Annotated in this window: 14 protein-coding genes; 5 read left to right on the top strand and 9 right to left on the bottom strand. The window is 59.4% G+C overall.

Annotated features, from left to right (window positions below; translation table 11 throughout):
* The first annotated feature begins 14 nt into the window (after window positions 1-14).
* Entirely contained in the window at window positions 15-773 is a 759-nt protein-coding gene (gene deoR / locus WM95_RS08115; protein WP_008503427.1) for a DNA-binding transcriptional repressor DeoR, read from the top strand.
* Between the two features lie 97 nt (window positions 774-870).
* Here deoR and dacC read toward each other — a convergent pair whose 3' ends face one another.
* Window positions 871-2,076 carry a serine-type D-Ala-D-Ala carboxypeptidase gene (gene dacC / locus WM95_RS08110; RefSeq protein ID WP_023310917.1) on the bottom strand — a complete coding sequence of 402 codons (1,206 nt, stop codon included), beginning with the start codon at window positions 2,074-2,076 and terminating at the stop codon, window positions 871-873.
* 240 nt (window positions 2,077-2,316) lie between these two features.
* On the opposite strand from dacC, the gene WM95_RS08105 reads away from it, so the two are divergent.
* On the top strand, window positions 2,317-2,943 hold the full coding sequence (locus WM95_RS08105; protein WP_045403705.1) for a glutathione S-transferase family protein: 627 nt from the start codon (window positions 2,317-2,319) through the stop codon (window positions 2,941-2,943).
* On the opposite strand, the gene WM95_RS08100 is transcribed toward WM95_RS08105, so the two are convergent.
* Complete coding sequence (locus WM95_RS08100) at window positions 2,944-4,062, bottom strand: PQQ-dependent sugar dehydrogenase (RefSeq protein WP_059446367.1); 1,119 nt, start codon at window positions 4,060-4,062, stop codon at window positions 2,944-2,946.
* 106 nt (window positions 4,063-4,168) lie between these two features.
* Window positions 4,169-4,552 (bottom strand): biofilm formation regulator BssR, encoded by a 384-nt coding sequence (gene bssR / locus WM95_RS08095; protein WP_045355708.1) that lies wholly within the window; start codon window positions 4,550-4,552, stop codon window positions 4,169-4,171.
* A 216-nt stretch (window positions 4,553-4,768) separates the two neighbouring features.
* Here bssR and rimO point away from each other — a divergent pair, with 216 nt between their 5' ends.
* Window positions 4,769-6,094, top strand: a complete 1,326-nt coding sequence (rimO, locus tag WM95_RS08090; protein ID WP_023310913.1) for a 30S ribosomal protein S12 methylthiotransferase RimO — start codon at window positions 4,769-4,771, stop codon at window positions 6,092-6,094.
* A 115-nt stretch (window positions 6,095-6,209) separates the two neighbouring features.
* Here rimO and gsiD read toward each other — a convergent pair whose 3' ends face one another.
* Genes gsiD through iaaA form a run of 5 tightly spaced genes read right to left on the bottom strand, consistent with a single transcriptional unit; the run spans window position 6,210 to window position 12,432 of the window.
* Window positions 6,210-7,121, bottom strand: a complete 912-nt coding sequence (gsiD, locus tag WM95_RS08085) for a glutathione ABC transporter permease GsiD (RefSeq protein WP_023310912.1) — start codon at window positions 7,119-7,121, stop codon at window positions 6,210-6,212.
* 1 nt (window position 7,122) lies between these two features.
* Window positions 7,123-8,043, bottom strand: coding sequence for a glutathione ABC transporter permease GsiC (gene gsiC / locus WM95_RS08080; RefSeq protein ID WP_023310911.1), 921 nt, complete (start codon window positions 8,041-8,043; stop codon window positions 7,123-7,125).
* Between the two features lie 5 nt (window positions 8,044-8,048).
* Entirely contained in the window at window positions 8,049-9,587 is a 1,539-nt protein-coding gene (gsiB, locus tag WM95_RS08075; RefSeq protein WP_063408088.1) for a glutathione ABC transporter substrate-binding protein GsiB, read from the bottom strand.
* 23 nt (window positions 9,588-9,610) lie between these two features.
* Window positions 9,611-11,482, bottom strand: a complete 1,872-nt coding sequence (gene gsiA, locus WM95_RS08070; protein ID WP_063408089.1) for a glutathione ABC transporter ATP-binding protein GsiA — start codon at window positions 11,480-11,482, stop codon at window positions 9,611-9,613.
* Window positions 11,483-11,493: 11 nt separating this feature from the next.
* Window positions 11,494-12,432 carry a beta-aspartyl-peptidase gene (iaaA, locus tag WM95_RS08065; RefSeq protein WP_063408090.1) on the bottom strand — a complete coding sequence of 313 codons (939 nt, stop codon included), beginning with the start codon at window positions 12,430-12,432 and terminating at the stop codon, window positions 11,494-11,496.
* Between the two features lie 188 nt (window positions 12,433-12,620).
* Here iaaA and moeA point away from each other — a divergent pair, with 188 nt between their 5' ends.
* Together moeA and moeB are read left to right on the top strand one after the other, a co-directional pair.
* A complete protein-coding gene (gene moeA / locus WM95_RS08060; protein ID WP_088544720.1) occupies window positions 12,621-13,853 on the top strand; it encodes a molybdopterin molybdotransferase MoeA in 1,233 nt (410 codons plus the stop codon).
* Between the two features lies 1 nt (window position 13,854).
* On the top strand, window positions 13,855-14,607 hold the full coding sequence (gene moeB / locus WM95_RS08055; RefSeq protein ID WP_063408092.1) for a molybdopterin-synthase adenylyltransferase MoeB: 753 nt from the start codon (window positions 13,855-13,857) through the stop codon (window positions 14,605-14,607).
* An 89-nt stretch (window positions 14,608-14,696) separates the two neighbouring features.
* Here moeB and fsa read toward each other — a convergent pair whose 3' ends face one another.
* Entirely contained in the window at window positions 14,697-15,359 is a 663-nt protein-coding gene (fsa, locus tag WM95_RS08050; RefSeq protein ID WP_063408093.1) for a fructose-6-phosphate aldolase, read from the bottom strand.
* Between the last annotated feature and the right edge of the window lie 5 nt (window positions 15,360-15,364).

Genomic DNA, 15,364 nt, shown 5'->3' with positions numbered 1-15,364 from the left:
TATCCCGAGGAACTATGGAAACACGTCGCGATGACCGCATTGCTCAGCTGCTACAGGCGCTGAAGCGCAGCGATAAGCTGCATCTTAAGGAAGCCGCCAATCTCCTCGGCGTCTCAGAGATGACCATTCGTCGGGATCTGAACAGCGAAAGCGCGCCCGTCGTGCTGCTGGGCGGGTATATTGTGCTTGAGCCGCGTAGCGCCAGCCATTATCTGATCAGCGACCAGAAGACGCGCCTGGTGGAAGAGAAGCGTAAGGCCGCCCGGCTTGCGGCCTCACTGGTACAGCCGCACCAGACGCTGTTTTTTGACTGCGGAACCACCACGCCGTGGATTATCGAAGCTATCGACAGCAGCATCCCTTTTACCGCCGTGTGCTACTCCCTGAACACCTTTCTGGCGCTGCAGGAGAAACCCGAGTGCCGGGTGATCCTCTGCGGCGGCGAGTTTCACGCCAGCAACGCCATCTTTAAGCCGCTTAACCTGCAGGATACGCTCAGCAATCTCTGCCCGGACATTGCGTTTTATTCCGCCGCAGGCGTCAACGTGCGTCAGGGCGCGACCTGCTTTAACCTGGAAGAGCTGCCGGTGAAGCACTGGGCGTTAAGCGCGGCGCAGTATCATGTGCTGGTGGTCGATCACAGCAAGTTTGGCAAGGTGCGTTCGGCAAGAATGGGGGAGCTGGCGCAGTTTGACGCCATCGTCAGCGACTGCCGCCCGGACGACGAGATTGTGGCCCACGCGAAGGCGCAGCAGGTGAAGTTGATGTATTAAGAGGGGTGCGGTCTGATGCCCTCACCCCGGCCCTCTCCCACAGGGAGAGGGAGAAAAAACACAGGCCGGGTAAGCGCAGCGCTACCCGGCAAAAAACTTAGCTGAACCAGCTGCCAAACCACCCGTGGAATTTCATCATCACGAAATCCCACATCCGGCTGAAGAAGCCGCCCTCTTCCACCGCTTCCATCACAATCAGCGGACGCTGTTCAATCGACTTCCCGTTTAGCTGGAAATCAATCGTCCCGACCACCTGGCCTTTTTTCAGCGGAGCCGTGAGCTGCGGGTCGGTCAGGGTATAGCTGGCCTTCAGGTTTTTTAGCTGACCGCGCGGAATGGTCACCGAGCCGCCTTCACCCGCCCCGAGATTGACCTCACTCTTGTCGCCAAACCAGACGCGCTGGCTGACGAACGTGGCATCCGGTTTAATCGGCGTCACGGTCTCATAGAAGCGGAAGCCCCAGGTCAGCAGTTTTTCTGACTCATTAAAGCGAATACGGTCGGTTTTGGTGCCCAGCACCACCGAAATCAGGCGCATGTCGCCCTGGGTCGCGGAGGCCACCAGGTTATAGCCTGCGCCCGCCGTGGTGCCGGTTTTCATTCCGTCCACGTTAACGTTGCTGCTCCACAGCAGGCGGTTGCGGTTCGGCTGGCGGATTTTATTGAAGGTAAACTCTTTCTCTTTGTGGATGGCGTATTCATCCGGCACGTCGTGGATCAGCGCTTTCCCCAGCAGCGCCATGTCGCGCGCGGTACTGAACTGTCCCGGTGCATCCAGACCGTGAACCGTTTTGAACGTGGTGTTGGTTAAGCCTAATTTCTGCGCGTAGCCATTCATCAAACCAATGAAAGAATCCTGACTGCCGGCAACGTAATCGGCCAGCGCGATACAAGCATCATTTCCCGACTGAATAATTACCCCTTTGTTCAGATCGGAAACTGAGACCTGATCCCCCGGCTTCAAGAACATCACCGAAGAGCCCCGCAGCGCCGGGTTGCCGGTCGCCCAGGCATCTTTCCCGATAGTGACCATATCGTCCAGCTTGATCTTGCCCGCTTTCAACGCCTGGCCAACCACATAGCTGGTCATGATTTTGGTCAGGCTTGCCGGATCGAGTTTCTCATCCGCATTGCCTTCCGCCAGCACTTTACCGCTGGAGTAGTCCATCAGGATCCAGGCGCGCGCATCCACAGGCGGCGCTTCGGGCGCAGCCTGTTCAGCTGCGTAGAGCGTTGGTGCAAACAGGAAAAGGAGCGCAGAGCCTGTCGCAAGGCTGCGCAGAGAAGTCATTTTACGCGTCATAAATGCCACCCGAGTGTCCATTCAAAAATTACGTCACATCACCGTGTCGCAAGAAGCGATGAGTAATAGCGCACTAAAACGGTTAAAGAAACCCAACGAGGGTAAAGTTATTAAAGTTTATGCAATAACATTCAGATACGCTTTGATTCAGACGATTTTTTTGTCTTCTGTTGCGTAATTGTTAGGTTTATCTCACCATGGCGAAAGCTGACCCGGATTCACATCTCATCAGGAGTAAATATGATTACGCTTTGGGGCAGGAACAACTCGACCAACGTTAAGAAAGTGCTCTGGACGCTCGAGGAGCTGGATTTACCGTTCAATCAAATCATGGCCGGCATGTCGTTCGGCGTGAATAAAGAGGCCGACTATCTGGCCATGAACCCGAACGGCCTGGTGCCGCTGCTGCGCGATGATGAAACCGACGCGACGCTTTGGGAATCTAACACCATTGTGCGTTACCTCGCCGCCCAGTACGGTCAAGGGCGTCTGTGGGTAGAAAACCCGGCGCAGCGCGCCCAGGGCGAAAAGTGGATGGACTGGGCGAACCAGACGCTTTCGCCAACCCACCGCGTGATCCTGATGGGACTTATCCGCACGCCGGAAGCCGAACGCGATTATCCCGCGATTCACGCCGCGCAGGATGCCTGCGAAAATCTTTTCGCGATGATGGATGACGAGCTGGCGAAGCACGCCTGGTTCTCCGGCGAGGCGTTCGGCACAGGCGATATCGCCGTTGCGCCGTTCGTCTGGAACCTGACCAACATGGGCCTGAAGTGGACGCCGCGCCCGCACCTTGAGCGCTGGCTGAAACAGCTGAGCGATCGCCCGGCGTACCGCAACGTGGTAATGATCCCGGTCACCTGATTACGCACCGGACGGGCTGACTTTTAACAGCTGCCCGTCCGTCTCGTCGGTCAGCACATATAAATAGCCGTCCGGCCCCACCCGCACATCGCGAATACGTTTATCCCGGTCGCCCAGAATTCGCCCGTCCTCCGTTACCTTATTGCCCTCCACGCTCAGCACGATAACGTCCTTTTCCTTCAGCGCGCCGATAAACAGCTTGTTTTTCCACTGCGGGAAGACGTCGCTGTTGTAAAACGCCATACCGCTCACGGCGGGCGACACTTTCCAGACGAACAGCGGTTTTTCGGTTCCCTCAACGTGTTCGCCTTTGGCTTCAGGAATTTTCAGACCGCTGTAGTTAATGCCGTGCGTCGCCAGCGGCCAGCCGTAGTTCTTTCCTTTCTCCGGAATGTTGATCTCATCCCCGCCGCGCGGGCCGTGCTCGTTCAGCCACAGCGCGTCGCTCCAGGGATTCATCGCCATCCCCTGCGGGTTGCGAATGCCGTAAGACCAGATTTCGGGTCGCGCGCCGGGGGTATTCACAAACGGGTTATCCGGCGGCACTTTTCCGTCTTCGGTGAGGCGCACCACTTTACCCTGCAATTTATCCAGATCCTGCGCCGTCGGGCGCTGGTTGTTCTCGCCGAGTCCGATAAAGAGCGAGCCTTTGCCGTCGAATACCAGCCGCCCACCAAAATGGTTACCTGTGGAGAGTTTCGGCATCTGGCGGAACACCACCTGGAAGGTTTCAATGCGCGTAAAATCATCGCTTAACCGGCCATAGCCCACCGCCGTTCCGGCTTTGCCGTCACTTCCGGCTTCGGCGAAGCTCAGCCAGACGCGGCGCGATTTTTCAAAATCCGGGGCGAGGACCACGTCCAGCAATCCTCCCTGACCGTTTGCCCAGACCTTCGGCACGCCGACAATCGGATCGGACAGCCCTTTTCCGGCCTGCCAGCGTTTGAGCTGACCGCCCTTCAGGGTCACCAGCAGGCCTTTATTGTCCGGCAGAAACGCCAGAGACCAGGGATGATCGAGTTTGTTTTGCAGCACCTCGACCTTGACCGCCTCCGGGGCAGCAAGAAGCGAAAACGGAATTAACAGCGCAGGCAGGGAAATTAGCGAGGATCGAGGCATAACGCGCTCCTTTATCGGCATATGGCATAAAGGTTAGCCACTGCATCCGGACGCGTTACCACTTTTACAAAAGCTTAATCAGAAGGGGGAGTTGCCTCCCCCTGGGTCAGTGCTGTTCAAGCTTCTCGTGCTCGTTCAGGCACATGATGCATAGAGAGAGCGTGGTCAGGCAGTTTTCAAGCTTCTCCGCGTTAACAGCGATAAAATTCGGGCAGTCGTGGCGTCCGTTCATCAAACATACCCCAGCGATGGAAAGCACCTCAGCGGCGCGGCGCAGGGCGATCAGCTCACTTTCGCCGTATTTCGCCTTCAGGGTCGGTGCTTTTTCACGCATGAAATTGCAAAGTTCAAACAGGTTATCACGCAGATGTTCGCTTTCGCTGACTGACATATACCCTTTTGCCTTCCTCAACTGCAGGTACGCGGCCAGGTCGATTCGGGCGTTGATCAGCTTGGTAAGCAGATCGCGTTTAAGTCTGTCAACGGTCATGCTCTTTCCTCCTCTGTCAGCCATTGTGCATAGTCAGGATAAGTACATTTTTTGTACAGTTTAATGCCTGGGATCAATTTTTATTAACTGATTAACATTATTTACAATGTTACAACGTCCGCCCGGCGCATCCGCCTTGCAAAGAGTGTATAAATCCCCCGCGATACGCTGTAAAATCCCGCCCTGATAACTCCATAATTGATGAATTTTTAACCTATGAGCAATGTTACGCACCAGCCGAAAATCGGCTTCGTCTCCCTGGGCTGCCCGAAAAACCTCGTGGATTCCGAACGCATCCTGACCGAACTGCGCACCGAGGGCTATGACGTGGTGCCAAGCTACGACAACGCCGATATGGTGATCGTGAACACCTGCGGGTTTATCGACAGCGCGGTTCAGGAATCACTGGAAGCCATCGGTGAGGCCCTGACGGAAAACGGCAAAGTGATTGTTACCGGCTGTCTGGGTGCGAAAGAAGACCAGATCCGCGAAGTGCACCCGAAGGTGCTGGAGATCACCGGCCCGCACAGCTACGAGCAGGTGCTGGAACATGTTCATCACTACGTGCCAAAACCAAAGCACAACCCGTTTCTGAGCCTGGTGCCGGAGCAGGGCGTAAAGCTGACGCCGCGCCACTACGCGTACCTGAAAATTTCCGAAGGCTGCAACCATCGCTGCACTTTCTGCATCATCCCGTCCATGCGTGGCGATCTGGTGAGCCGTCCGATTGGCGAAGTGCTGGCGGAAGCTAAACGTCTGGCCGACGCGGGCGTGAAGGAGCTGCTGGTCATCTCCCAGGACACTTCGGCTTACGGGGTGGACGTTAAACACCGCTCCGGTTTCCACAACGGCGAGCCGGTGAAAACCAGCATGGTCGGCCTGTGCGAGCAGCTGTCTAAACTCGGTATCTGGACGCGTCTGCACTACGTCTATCCGTACCCGCACGTTGACGACGTGATCCCGCTGATGGCGGAAGGCAAAATTCTGCCGTACCTGGATATCCCGCTGCAGCACGCCAGCCCGCGTATCCTGAAGCTGATGAAGCGTCCTGGCTCCGTTGATCGCCAGCTGGCGCGCATCAAGCAGTGGCGTGAAATCTGCCCGGATCTGACCCTGCGCTCCACCTTCATCGTCGGCTTCCCGGGTGAAACCGAAGAAGACTTCCAGATGCTGCTCGACTTCCTGAAAGAAGCGCGTCTGGACCGCGTAGGCTGCTTCAAGTACAGCCCGGTAGAAGGCGCAACCGCCAACGAGCTGGCGGACCAGGTGCCGGAAGAGGTGAAAGAAGAGCGCTGGAACCGCTTCATGCAGCTGCAGCAGCAGATCTCTGCCGAGCGTCTGCAGGAAAAAGTGGGCCGCGAGATCATGGTCATCGTTGACGAAGTGGACGAAGAAGGCGCGATTGGCCGCAGCATGGCGGACGCCCCTGAGATCGACGGCGCGGTGTACCTGAACGGCGAAACCAACGTCAAGCCGGGTGATATTATTCGCGTGAAGGTTGAAAACGCGGACGAGTATGACCTGTGGGGTAGCCGGGTTTAATCTCCTTTCCCCCCTCACCCTACCCCTCTCCCCACTGGTGAGAGGGGACTGCTCGGTGCGGTTTTTCACCCTCGCCCCTTTGGGGAGAGGGCCGGGGTGAGGGGCAAGCAAAAGCCTACCCCTTAATCCTCGGATCCAGCGCGTCGCGCAGTCCGTCCCCCAGCAGGTTAAACGCCAGCACGGTCAGGAAAATCGCCAGACTCGGGAAGATCGCCACGTGCGGCGCAATCACCATATCCGCCCTCGCCTCGTTCAGCATCGCGCCCCACTCCGGCGTCGGAGGCTGCGCGCCTAGCCCCAGAAACGACAGGCTGGCCGCCGAGATAATCGACACGCCGATGCGCATGGTGAAATAGACCACGATGGACGACACCGTACCCGGCAGAATATGGCTGAAGAGGATGGTGGCGTCGCTGGCCCCCATGCTGCGGGCGGACTCGATAAACGTCTGCTGTTTCAACACCAGCGTGTTGCCGCGCACCAGGCGGGCAAAGGCCGGAATCGAAAAGACCGCAACCGCAATGATGACGTTCGCCATGCCGCTGCCCATGATCGCCACCACGGCAATCGCCAGCAAAATGCCGGGAAACGCAAACAGCACGTCGCAGATGCGCATGATGATGCGGTCCCACCAGCCTTCGTAATACCCGGCGACGAGACCCAGCACGGTACCGATGGCCGCGCCGATCAGCACCGCGAACACCCCGGCGGCAAGCGAGATTTGCGCCCCGACCAGCACGCGGCTAAAGATATCGCGCCCGAGGGAGTCCACGCCGAACCAGTGCAGCATCGACGGTCCGTCGTTCAGACGGTCGTAGTCAAAATAGTTTTCCGCATCAAACGGTGCCACCCACGGCGCAATCGCCGCCACCGCAATCAGCAGCAGCACAAACAGCCCCGCGGTCATCGCGACCGGCTGACGGCGAAAACGCCGCCAGAATTCAGACCACGGGGTGCGGACGTGGTCCGGTTTTAGCCCCGGCATCGCGTTTAAAACGGCCTGACGTCGCCAGTTCAACAATCGCATCTTACTTATACCTGATGGCCGGGTTAATGGCGGCGTAGAGCACGTCCACCACTAAGTTGATAAGAATAAACTCCAGCGAGAAAAGCAGGACTTCCGCCTGGATCACCGGGTAGTCGCGCATCTCGACGGAATCGACCAGCAGGCGTCCCAGCCCCGGCCAGTTGAAGACCTTTTCCACGACGATCGAGCCGCCGAGCAGAAAGCCAAACTGCAGCCCCATCATCGTCACCACCGGGATCATCGCATTGCGAAACCCGTGCTTGAGAATGACCCACTTCTCGCTGACCCCTTTCGCCCGCGCGGTGCGAATATAATCTTCGCTCAGCACGTCAACGAACGAGGCGCGGGTAAAGCGCGCCATTACCGCCGAAACGGCAGCCCCCAGCGTCATGGAAGGCAGGATGTAATGCTTCCAGGTATCGGCCCCGACGGTCGGCAGCCAGCCCAGTTCGACGGAGAAGATCTGCATCAGCAGCATCCCCAGCGCGAACGCCGGGAAGGAGATGCCGGTCACCGCCAGCGCCATGCCGAGCTTGTCCGGCCAGCGGTTGCGCCAGACGGCCGCGATAATCCCGGCGCCAAGCCCAAACACGACCGCCCAGCTCATGCTGGCTATCGTTAACCAGAATGTCGGCATAAAGCGACTGGCAATCTCCTCCGACACAGGACGGCGCGACACCATCGAAATACCAAAATCGCCCTGCAGAACGTTACAGATATAGTGGATAAACTGCATATACAGCGGCTGGTCGAGACCAAGCTGCTTACGCACCAGGTCAATAACGGTGGCATCCGCCTCAGGCCCGGCGACCAGACGCGCCGGATCGCCCGGCAGCATATGGACAAACAAAAACACCAGGACCGCCACAATCAGCAGCGTCGGAATAAGCCCCAGCAGGCGTTTACAAACATAATTCAACATGAGGTTTATTTTAAATCCGCATCGTCAAAGCTAAAGCCCGTGTCCGGCATGATGTAGAACCCGGTCAACGCTTTGTTATGGGCTGACACCAGTTTCTCCACCACCAGCGGCACCCACGGTGACTCTTTCCAGATAATATCCTGCGCGTCTTTGTAGAGGCGCGCCTTCTCTTCCGGTTTGGTGGTTTTCAGGGCATCGGCCAGGTCTTTGTCCACCTGCGGGTTGCTGTAAAACGCAGTGTTGAACAGGGTTGGCGGCCAGTTTTGCGAGGCAAACAGCGGCGACAGCGCCCAGTCGGCTTCACCGGTCGAGGCCGTCCAGCCGGTATAGAACATCCGCACGCCGCTCTCTTTCTGCCCTTTCCCCTCCACTTCTGCCGCACGCTGTCCGGCATCCATCGCGGTCACCTGTACCTTGATACCAACCTGCGCCAGCTGCTGCTGGGTAAACTGCAGCACCTTCTGGGCGGTACTGTGATTATGCGAGGACCACAGCGTGGTGCTGAAACCGTTCGGGAAGCCCGCCTCTTTCAGCAGCTCGCGCGCTTTAGCCGGATCGTACGGCCACGGCTGATAGCTTTGCGCATAGGCGATCGCCGGTGGCAGCACGCCGGTGGCCGGAGTGGCATATCCGGCGAAGGCGACCTTCACCAGCGCCTGACGGTTAATGGCGTAGTTGATGGCTTCACGCACCTTCGGGTTATCGAACGGCTTTTGCGTGACGTTCATGCTGATGTAGCGCTGCATGATCGACGGGCTGGCGACCAGCTCCAGCTTGCTGTTTTTCTGCAAAATGGCGGCCTGCTCATACGGGATCGGGAAGGCAAACTGCGCCTCGCCGGTTTGCAGCATCGCCGCGCGGGTGTTGTTGTCCACCACCGGGCGCCAGGTGATGGTGTCCAGCTTCGGCAGCCCTTTCTGCCAATAGCCCGCGAATTTCTTCACCTTCACAAAATCGGTCTGATTCCAGGTGACCAGCTCGTACGGACCGGTACCTACCGGGTGGAAGCCGATCTCCTTGCCGTATTTCTTCAGCGCGGCAGGGGAAATCATCGCCGTTGCCGGATGCGCCAGGATATTGATAAACGCGGAGAACGGCTCTTTCAGGGTGATTTTAACCGTCGCCGGGTCGACCACCTCGGTTTTGGCGATGTTTTTATAGAGGTTGTAACGCTTGAGGCTGTTCTCAGGATTGCTGGCGCGGTCGAGGTTTACTTTCACCGCGTCCGCATTAAAGTCGGTGCCGTCCTGGAACTTCACGCCGGTCCTGAGCTTGATGGTATACACCAGCCCGTTCTCGGATACGGTGTACCCCTCCGCCAGCACGTTTTTGAGCTTCATCTCTTTATCGAGGCCAAACAAGCCCTGATAGAACGATTTCGCCACCGCCTGAGAGAGCGTGTCGTTAGCGTCATACGGATCGAGCGTGGTGAAATTCGAGCCGACGGCAACCACCACGTCTTTGGCAGCGAACGCGGGGGCAGCGGCCAGGGCTGCCGTCACGCTCGCGGCTAACAACCATCTACGCGCTACAAATGTAACCATTGTGTTCTCCTGCCTGTTGTAAGTTATAACCGCGAAAAAGCGTTGTCCTGACGCGGGGGAGCGACGAAATGACCCGGCTCGACCTCGCGCAGCGTCACGCGCTCCACGGCCTCGCCGCGTTTATGAATATTGCCCGGCATTTCATCCTGCAGCAGCACGCGCTGGCCGTGACGATGCGCGGGATCGGCTACCGGGACCGCCGCGATAAGCTTGCGGGTGTACGGATGCTGCGGGTTTTCAAACACCGCCCTTCGCGGACCAATCTCCACGATCTGTCCCATAAACATCACCGCCACGCGATGGCTGATGCGCTCGACCACCGCCATATCGTGCGAGATAAACAGGAAGGCAATGCCCATATCCCGCTGTAAATCCAGCAGTAAGTTGATGATTTGCGCCCGGATAGAGACATCCAGCGCCGAGACGGACTCATCGGCAATCACCACTTTCGGGTTCAGCGCCAGCGCGCGGGCGATGCAGATACGCTGTCGCTGTCCGCCGGAAAACTCGTGCGGATAACGCCAGGCGTGCTCCGGCTTCAGGCCGACGCGCTCCAGCAGCCAGGCCACGCGGCGCTGGGCCGCTTCGCCGTCGAGCAGGTTATGCACCCGCAGCGGCTCCATGATCGAATACCCCACCGTATGGCGCGGATCGAGGGAGGCGTACGGATCCTGGAAAATAAACTGAATATCCCGCCGCACCGCCTGCAGCCTGCTGTCCGGAAGGGTATCAATGCGCTCGCCGTTAAAGGTAATGCTGCCTTCCTGAGATTCCACCAGACGGAGCAACGCGCGCCCGGTGGTGGATTTACCGCAGCCGGACTCCCCCACCAGCGCCAGCGTTTCGCCCGGCCAGAGATCGAAGCTGACGTTTTCCACCGCATGCACTTCGCGCTTCACGCGGTTCAGTACGCCGCTGCGCAGCGGAAACCGGGTAACCAGATTGCGCACTTCCAGAATGGGCTTGCCCGGCACCACGGTGTCCTGCTCGCGCTCATCCTCCTGCTGCTCAGATGCCTCAAGAGAAATCAGGGGGAAGCGGCGCGGCAAATCGCTGCCGTTCATCGCCCCCAGGCGCGGAACCGCCGCCAGCAGCGCTTTGGTGTAAGGATGAACCGGCGCGTGAAAAATCTGCTCGACCGGGCCGGTTTCCACCGCGCTGCCTTTGTGCATCACCAGCACCCGATCGGCGATATCGGCTACTACGCCCATATCGTGGGTGATGAAAATCACCCCCATCTCCATCTCCTGCTGCAGCACTTTGATGAGCTGCAGGATCTGCGCCTGAATCGTCACGTCCAGCGCCGTTGTCGGCTCGTCGGCAATCAGCACCGCCGGACGGCACGAGAGCGCCATGGCAATCATCACCCGCTGACGCATGCCGCCGGAAAGCTGATGCGGGTAGCGACCCAGAATGGCCTGCGCCTCCGGAATGCGCACCAGCTCCAGCATCCGCCGGGCCTCTTTGAGCGCTTCATCGCCGCTCAGCCCCTGATGCAGGCGGATGGACTCGGCGATTTGTTCCCCGACCGGGAAAACCGGGTTCAGGGAGGTCATCGGCTCCTGGAAGATCATCGCAATATCCGCCCCGCGCACGCCCTGCATCTGCGCGCCGCTCAGCTCGTTTAAATCAATGACCTGACGGTTGCGGCGGCGCAGGAGCATTTTCTCGCTGCTGATTTGCCCGCCCGTCTGTTCCAGCAGGCGCATCAGCGCCAGCGCGGTGACCGATTTACCGGAGCCGGACTCGCCAACAATCGCCAGCGTCTCGCCGCGCCTGAGCGTGAACGATAAATTCTGTACTGCGGGGATGAACTGCCGCTCTTCCTGAAACGCAATATTGAGCTGATGGACAGCCAGCACTTCGCGGTTGTCCAGTTCTTCACTGTGCGGCACGCGCTGCCCCCTTATTCACGATAGATGCCCGTGCTCGGTTCATCACCGGCATAACCCCAGGCGCGATACATGCCTTCGCTGTTGAACGGCAGAGCCACGTTGCCCTCACGATCCACCGCAATGAGCCCGCCGACGCCGCCCAGGGCAGGTAGTTTTTCCATAACCACGCGCTCGCAGGCCTCGCTCAGGCTTAAGCCGCCGTAATCCATCAGCGCGGTAATGTCATAGGCCGCAAGGGCGCGGATAAACACTTCCCCGGTTCCGGTACACGACACCGCCGCCGTCGCGTTATTGGCGTAGCAGCCGGCGCCCGGCAGCGGGCTATCGCCGACGCGCCCGGGCAGCTTGTTGGTCATCCCGCCCGTTGAGGTCGCCGCCGCGAGGTTTCCGGCCTTATCGAGCGCCACCGCGCCGACCGTGCCCATCTTGGTGGTTTCATCGAGCGGCGCTGCATGGTCAAGCTGCGTCATGCCCGCCGAACGGGCCTCCAGCAGCTGCTGGTAGCGCTCCTCCGTGGAAAACAGATCCGGCGATACCGGTTCCATCCCGTGCTCGAAGGCAAACGCCTCCGCCCCGGCCCCCGTCAGCAGCACGTGCGGACTCGCCTCCATCACCAGACGCGCCGCCAGCACCGGATTGCGCAGGTGGCTGACGCCTGCCACGGCCCCCGCTTTCAGGGAGATACCATCCATCACGCAGGCATCCAGCTCGTGCGTTTCATCCCGGGTAAAGACCGAACCGATCCCCGCATTAAACAACGGGCACTCTTCCAGCAGGCGCACCGCCTCGGTGACCACGTCCAGCGCGCTTTCGCCCGCTTCCAGCATTCTCTGGCCCGTTTCCACAATGGCGTACAGCGCGTCGATATAGCGCTTTTCCTGCTCGGGACTGAGCTGTGCTCGGGTGATTGCCCCGGCGCCACCATGAATTGCGATTACCGCATTAACCATTCGCATCACCCGTTAGCCTGATTTGCGGCTTTTTCTATAAATATCATTATCGTCGATGAAACTTCAGATGATTTTTGAATATAGAAAGACGTAACTGTGATGTAAAGCGTACACCCATCAGGTCATACAGTTAGCCGCACTTTTCTGCCATAATGAGCGCTTTCGTTGTTACTCCGCAGGAGCCCACCATGGATTTTACCGCCGGACTGATGCCGCTTGAGACGGCACTCACGCAGATGCTTGACCGAGTTTCCCCGCTGCATGACGTTGAGACGCTGCCCCTCGTGCGCTGTTTTGGCCGTATCTCCGCGCGCGATATCGTCTCTCCGCTTAACGTGCCGGGGTTTGATAATTCCGCGATGGACGGTTACGCGGTACGCCTGGCGGATCTCCAGACGGGTAACGCCCTGCCGGTGGCGGGTAAGGCCTTTGCGGGCCAGCCGTTTAGCGGTGAATGGCCTGCGGGCACCTGCGTGCGCATCATGACCGGCGCGCCGGTTCCGGCCGGCTGTGACGCCGTGGTGATGCAGGAAGAGACCGAACAGACCGACGAAGGCGTGCGTTTTACCGCCAGCGTCAAAGCGGGCCAGAACATCCGCCGCACGGGCGAAGATATCACCCTTGGTGCGACGGTCTTTTCTGCCGGGCAGAAGCTGACGGCAGGTGAGCTGCCGGTGCTGGCGTCGCTCGGCGTGGCTGAAATCGACGTGATCCGTAAAGTGCGCGTTTCCGTTTTCTCCACCGGTGACGAGCTGCAGCTTCCGGGCCAGCCGCTGCAGGACGGTCAGATTTACGACACCAACCGCCTGGCGGTACACCTGATGCTGGAGCAGCTGGGCTGCGAGGTGATTAACCTCGGCATTATTCCTGACGATCCGGAAAAACTGCGCGCCGCGTTTATCGAGGCGGATAACGCCGCCGACGTGGTTATCAGCTCTGGCGGCGTCTCCGTGGGCGAAGCGGATTACACCAAAACCATCCTTGAAGAGCTGGGGGAAATCGCCTTCTGGAAGCTGGCCATCAAGCCGGGCAAACCGTTCGCGTTTGGCAAGCTCACGCACGGCTGGTTCTGCGGCCTGCCGGGTAATCCGGTCTCGGCGGCACTCACCTTCTACCAGCTGGTGATCCCGCTGCTGGCGAAGCTTTCAGGCAACAGCGCCAGCCCGCTGCCGGAACGCCAGCGCGTGCGCGCCGCCACGCGCCTGAAAAAATCGCCGGGTCGTCTCGATTTCCAGCGCGGCATTCTGGCGCGCAACGCGGACGGCGAGCTGGAAGTGAGCACCACCGGGCACCAGGGCTCACACATTTTCAGCTCCTTCAGCCAGGGCAACTGCTTTATCGTCCTGGAGCGCGAGCGCGGCAATGTGGAAGCCGGCGAGTGGGTTGAGATCGAGCGTTTTAACCACCTGTTCGGAGGCTGACATGACGGTGGAGCTGAGCGACCCGGAGATGATGCGCTACAACCGCCAGATTGTGCTGCGCGGGTTTGACTTCGAGGGCCAGGAAGCGCTTAAGGCAGCAAGCGTGCTGGTTGTTGGGCTCGGCGGTCTTGGCTGCGCCGCCGCGCAGTATCTTGCGGCGGCGGGCGTGGGCAGGATGACGCTGCTGGATTTCGATACCGTGTCGGTGTCAAACCTCCAGCGCCAGACGCTGCACAGCGACGCGACGGTTGGCCAGCCGAAAGTGGACTCTGCCCGCTCGGCGCTGGCGCGCATCAACCCCAACGTTCAGTTCACCCTGATTGACGCTATGCTGGATGACGGCGCGCTGTCGGCGCAGATTGCGCAGCATGACCTGGTGCTGGACTGCACCGATAACGTCACCGTCCGTAACCAGCTGAACGCGGGCTGTTTTGCCCACAAAACCCCGCTGGTCTCCGGCGCGGCAATCCGCATGGAGGGGCAAATCAGCGTCTTTACGTACGCGGATGGTGAACCCTGCTACCGCTGCCTGAGCCGTCTGTTTGGCGAGAACGCGCTGACCTGCGTCGAGGCGGGCGTGATGGCGCCGCTCGTCGGCGTGATTGGCTCCCTGCAGGCAATGGAAGCAATCAAAGTGCTGGCACACTACGGCACGCCTGCGGCGGGGAAAATCGTGATGTATGACGCGATGACCTGCCAGTTCCGCGAGATGAAGCTGATGCGTAACCCGGGGTGTGAGGTTTGCGGAGGTTAAAGCAAACGGCAACCTTCAGGTTGCCGTTTTAGTGTTTTCTCCCTCTCCCTGTGGGAGAGGGTTGGGGTGAGGGCATCAGGCCGCACCCGTCAGATCGACGTCCGTCCAAACGCCCCCTGCCAGTCCTGCTCAAACTTCACAATCGCCGCATCCACGGCCGGAGAGGTAATAAACTGCTGCGCCACGTCCAGCGGCAGCGTGATTGACGCGCAGCCTGCCAGCAGGCAGTCCAGCGCCTGACGTGGCGTTTTGAAGCTCGCGGCCAGCACCTTTGACTGCGGGGCGTGCAGCGTCAGCAGCTGTTGCAGTTCAACCACGGTCTGGATCCCGTCCCCGCCCTGCGCGTCCACGCGGTTAACGTAAGGCGCCACATACTCCGCCCCCGCCAGCGCCGAGAGCATCCCCTGTGCGGCACCGTAAACCGCCGTACCCAGCGTCGGGATCCCTTCCGCTTTCAGCATCTTGATCGCCGCCAGCCCTTCGGCGGTCACCGGCACTTTTACTACCAGATCGTTAATGATGGCACGCAGCTTACGCGCGTCCTCCACCATCCCTTCGGCGGTGGTAGCCATCACCTGGGCGAACAGACGGCCTTTACCGCCCAGCGCGTCATGCAGCGCCGGCAGCAGCTCGTCCAGCGGCGTTTTACCTGCCGCCACAATGCTTGGGTTGGTGGTCACGCCCGCCAGCGGGAAGAAACGCGCCAGCTTTTTGACTGCCGCAACGTCAGATGTGTCGAGATAAAGTTCCATGATGT

The sequence above is a fragment of the Enterobacter cloacae complex sp. ECNIH7 genome, from assembly GCF_002208095.1.
Lineage (GTDB): Bacteria > Pseudomonadota > Gammaproteobacteria > Enterobacterales > Enterobacteriaceae > Enterobacter > Enterobacter cloacae_M.
This window is presented reverse-complemented; position numbering and strand designations above follow the sequence as displayed.

Coding starts and splice junctions, on each gene's coding strand:
- moeB (WP_063408092.1), top strand. CDS start 13,855: ATGACGGTGGAGCTGAGCGACCCGGAGATGATGCGCTACAACCGCCAG.
- WM95_RS08105 (WP_045403705.1), top strand. CDS start 2,317: ATGATTACGCTTTGGGGCAGGAACAACTCGACCAACGTTAAGAAAGTG.
- gsiB (WP_063408088.1), bottom strand. CDS start 9,587: ATGGTTACATTTGTAGCGCGTAGATGGTTGTTAGCCGCGAGCGTGACG.
- gsiD (WP_023310912.1), bottom strand. CDS start 7,121: ATGCGATTGTTGAACTGGCGACGTCAGGCCGTTTTAAACGCGATGCCG.
- iaaA (WP_063408090.1), bottom strand. CDS start 12,432: ATGGTTAATGCGGTAATCGCAATTCATGGTGGCGCCGGGGCAATCACC.
- moeA (WP_088544720.1), top strand. CDS start 12,621: ATGGATTTTACCGCCGGACTGATGCCGCTTGAGACGGCACTCACGCAG.
- rimO (WP_023310913.1), top strand. CDS start 4,769: ATGAGCAATGTTACGCACCAGCCGAAAATCGGCTTCGTCTCCCTGGGC.
- dacC (WP_023310917.1), bottom strand. CDS start 2,076: ATGACGCGTAAAATGACTTCTCTGCGCAGCCTTGCGACAGGCTCTGCG.
- deoR (WP_008503427.1), top strand. CDS start 15: ATGGAAACACGTCGCGATGACCGCATTGCTCAGCTGCTACAGGCGCTG.
- gsiC (WP_023310911.1), bottom strand. CDS start 8,043: ATGTTGAATTATGTTTGTAAACGCCTGCTGGGGCTTATTCCGACGCTG.
- bssR (WP_045355708.1), bottom strand. CDS start 4,552: ATGACCGTTGACAGACTTAAACGCGATCTGCTTACCAAGCTGATCAAC.
- fsa (WP_063408093.1), bottom strand. CDS start 15,359: ATGGAACTTTATCTCGACACATCTGACGTTGCGGCAGTCAAAAAGCTG.
- WM95_RS08100 (WP_059446367.1), bottom strand. CDS start 4,062: ATGCCTCGATCCTCGCTAATTTCCCTGCCTGCGCTGTTAATTCCGTTT.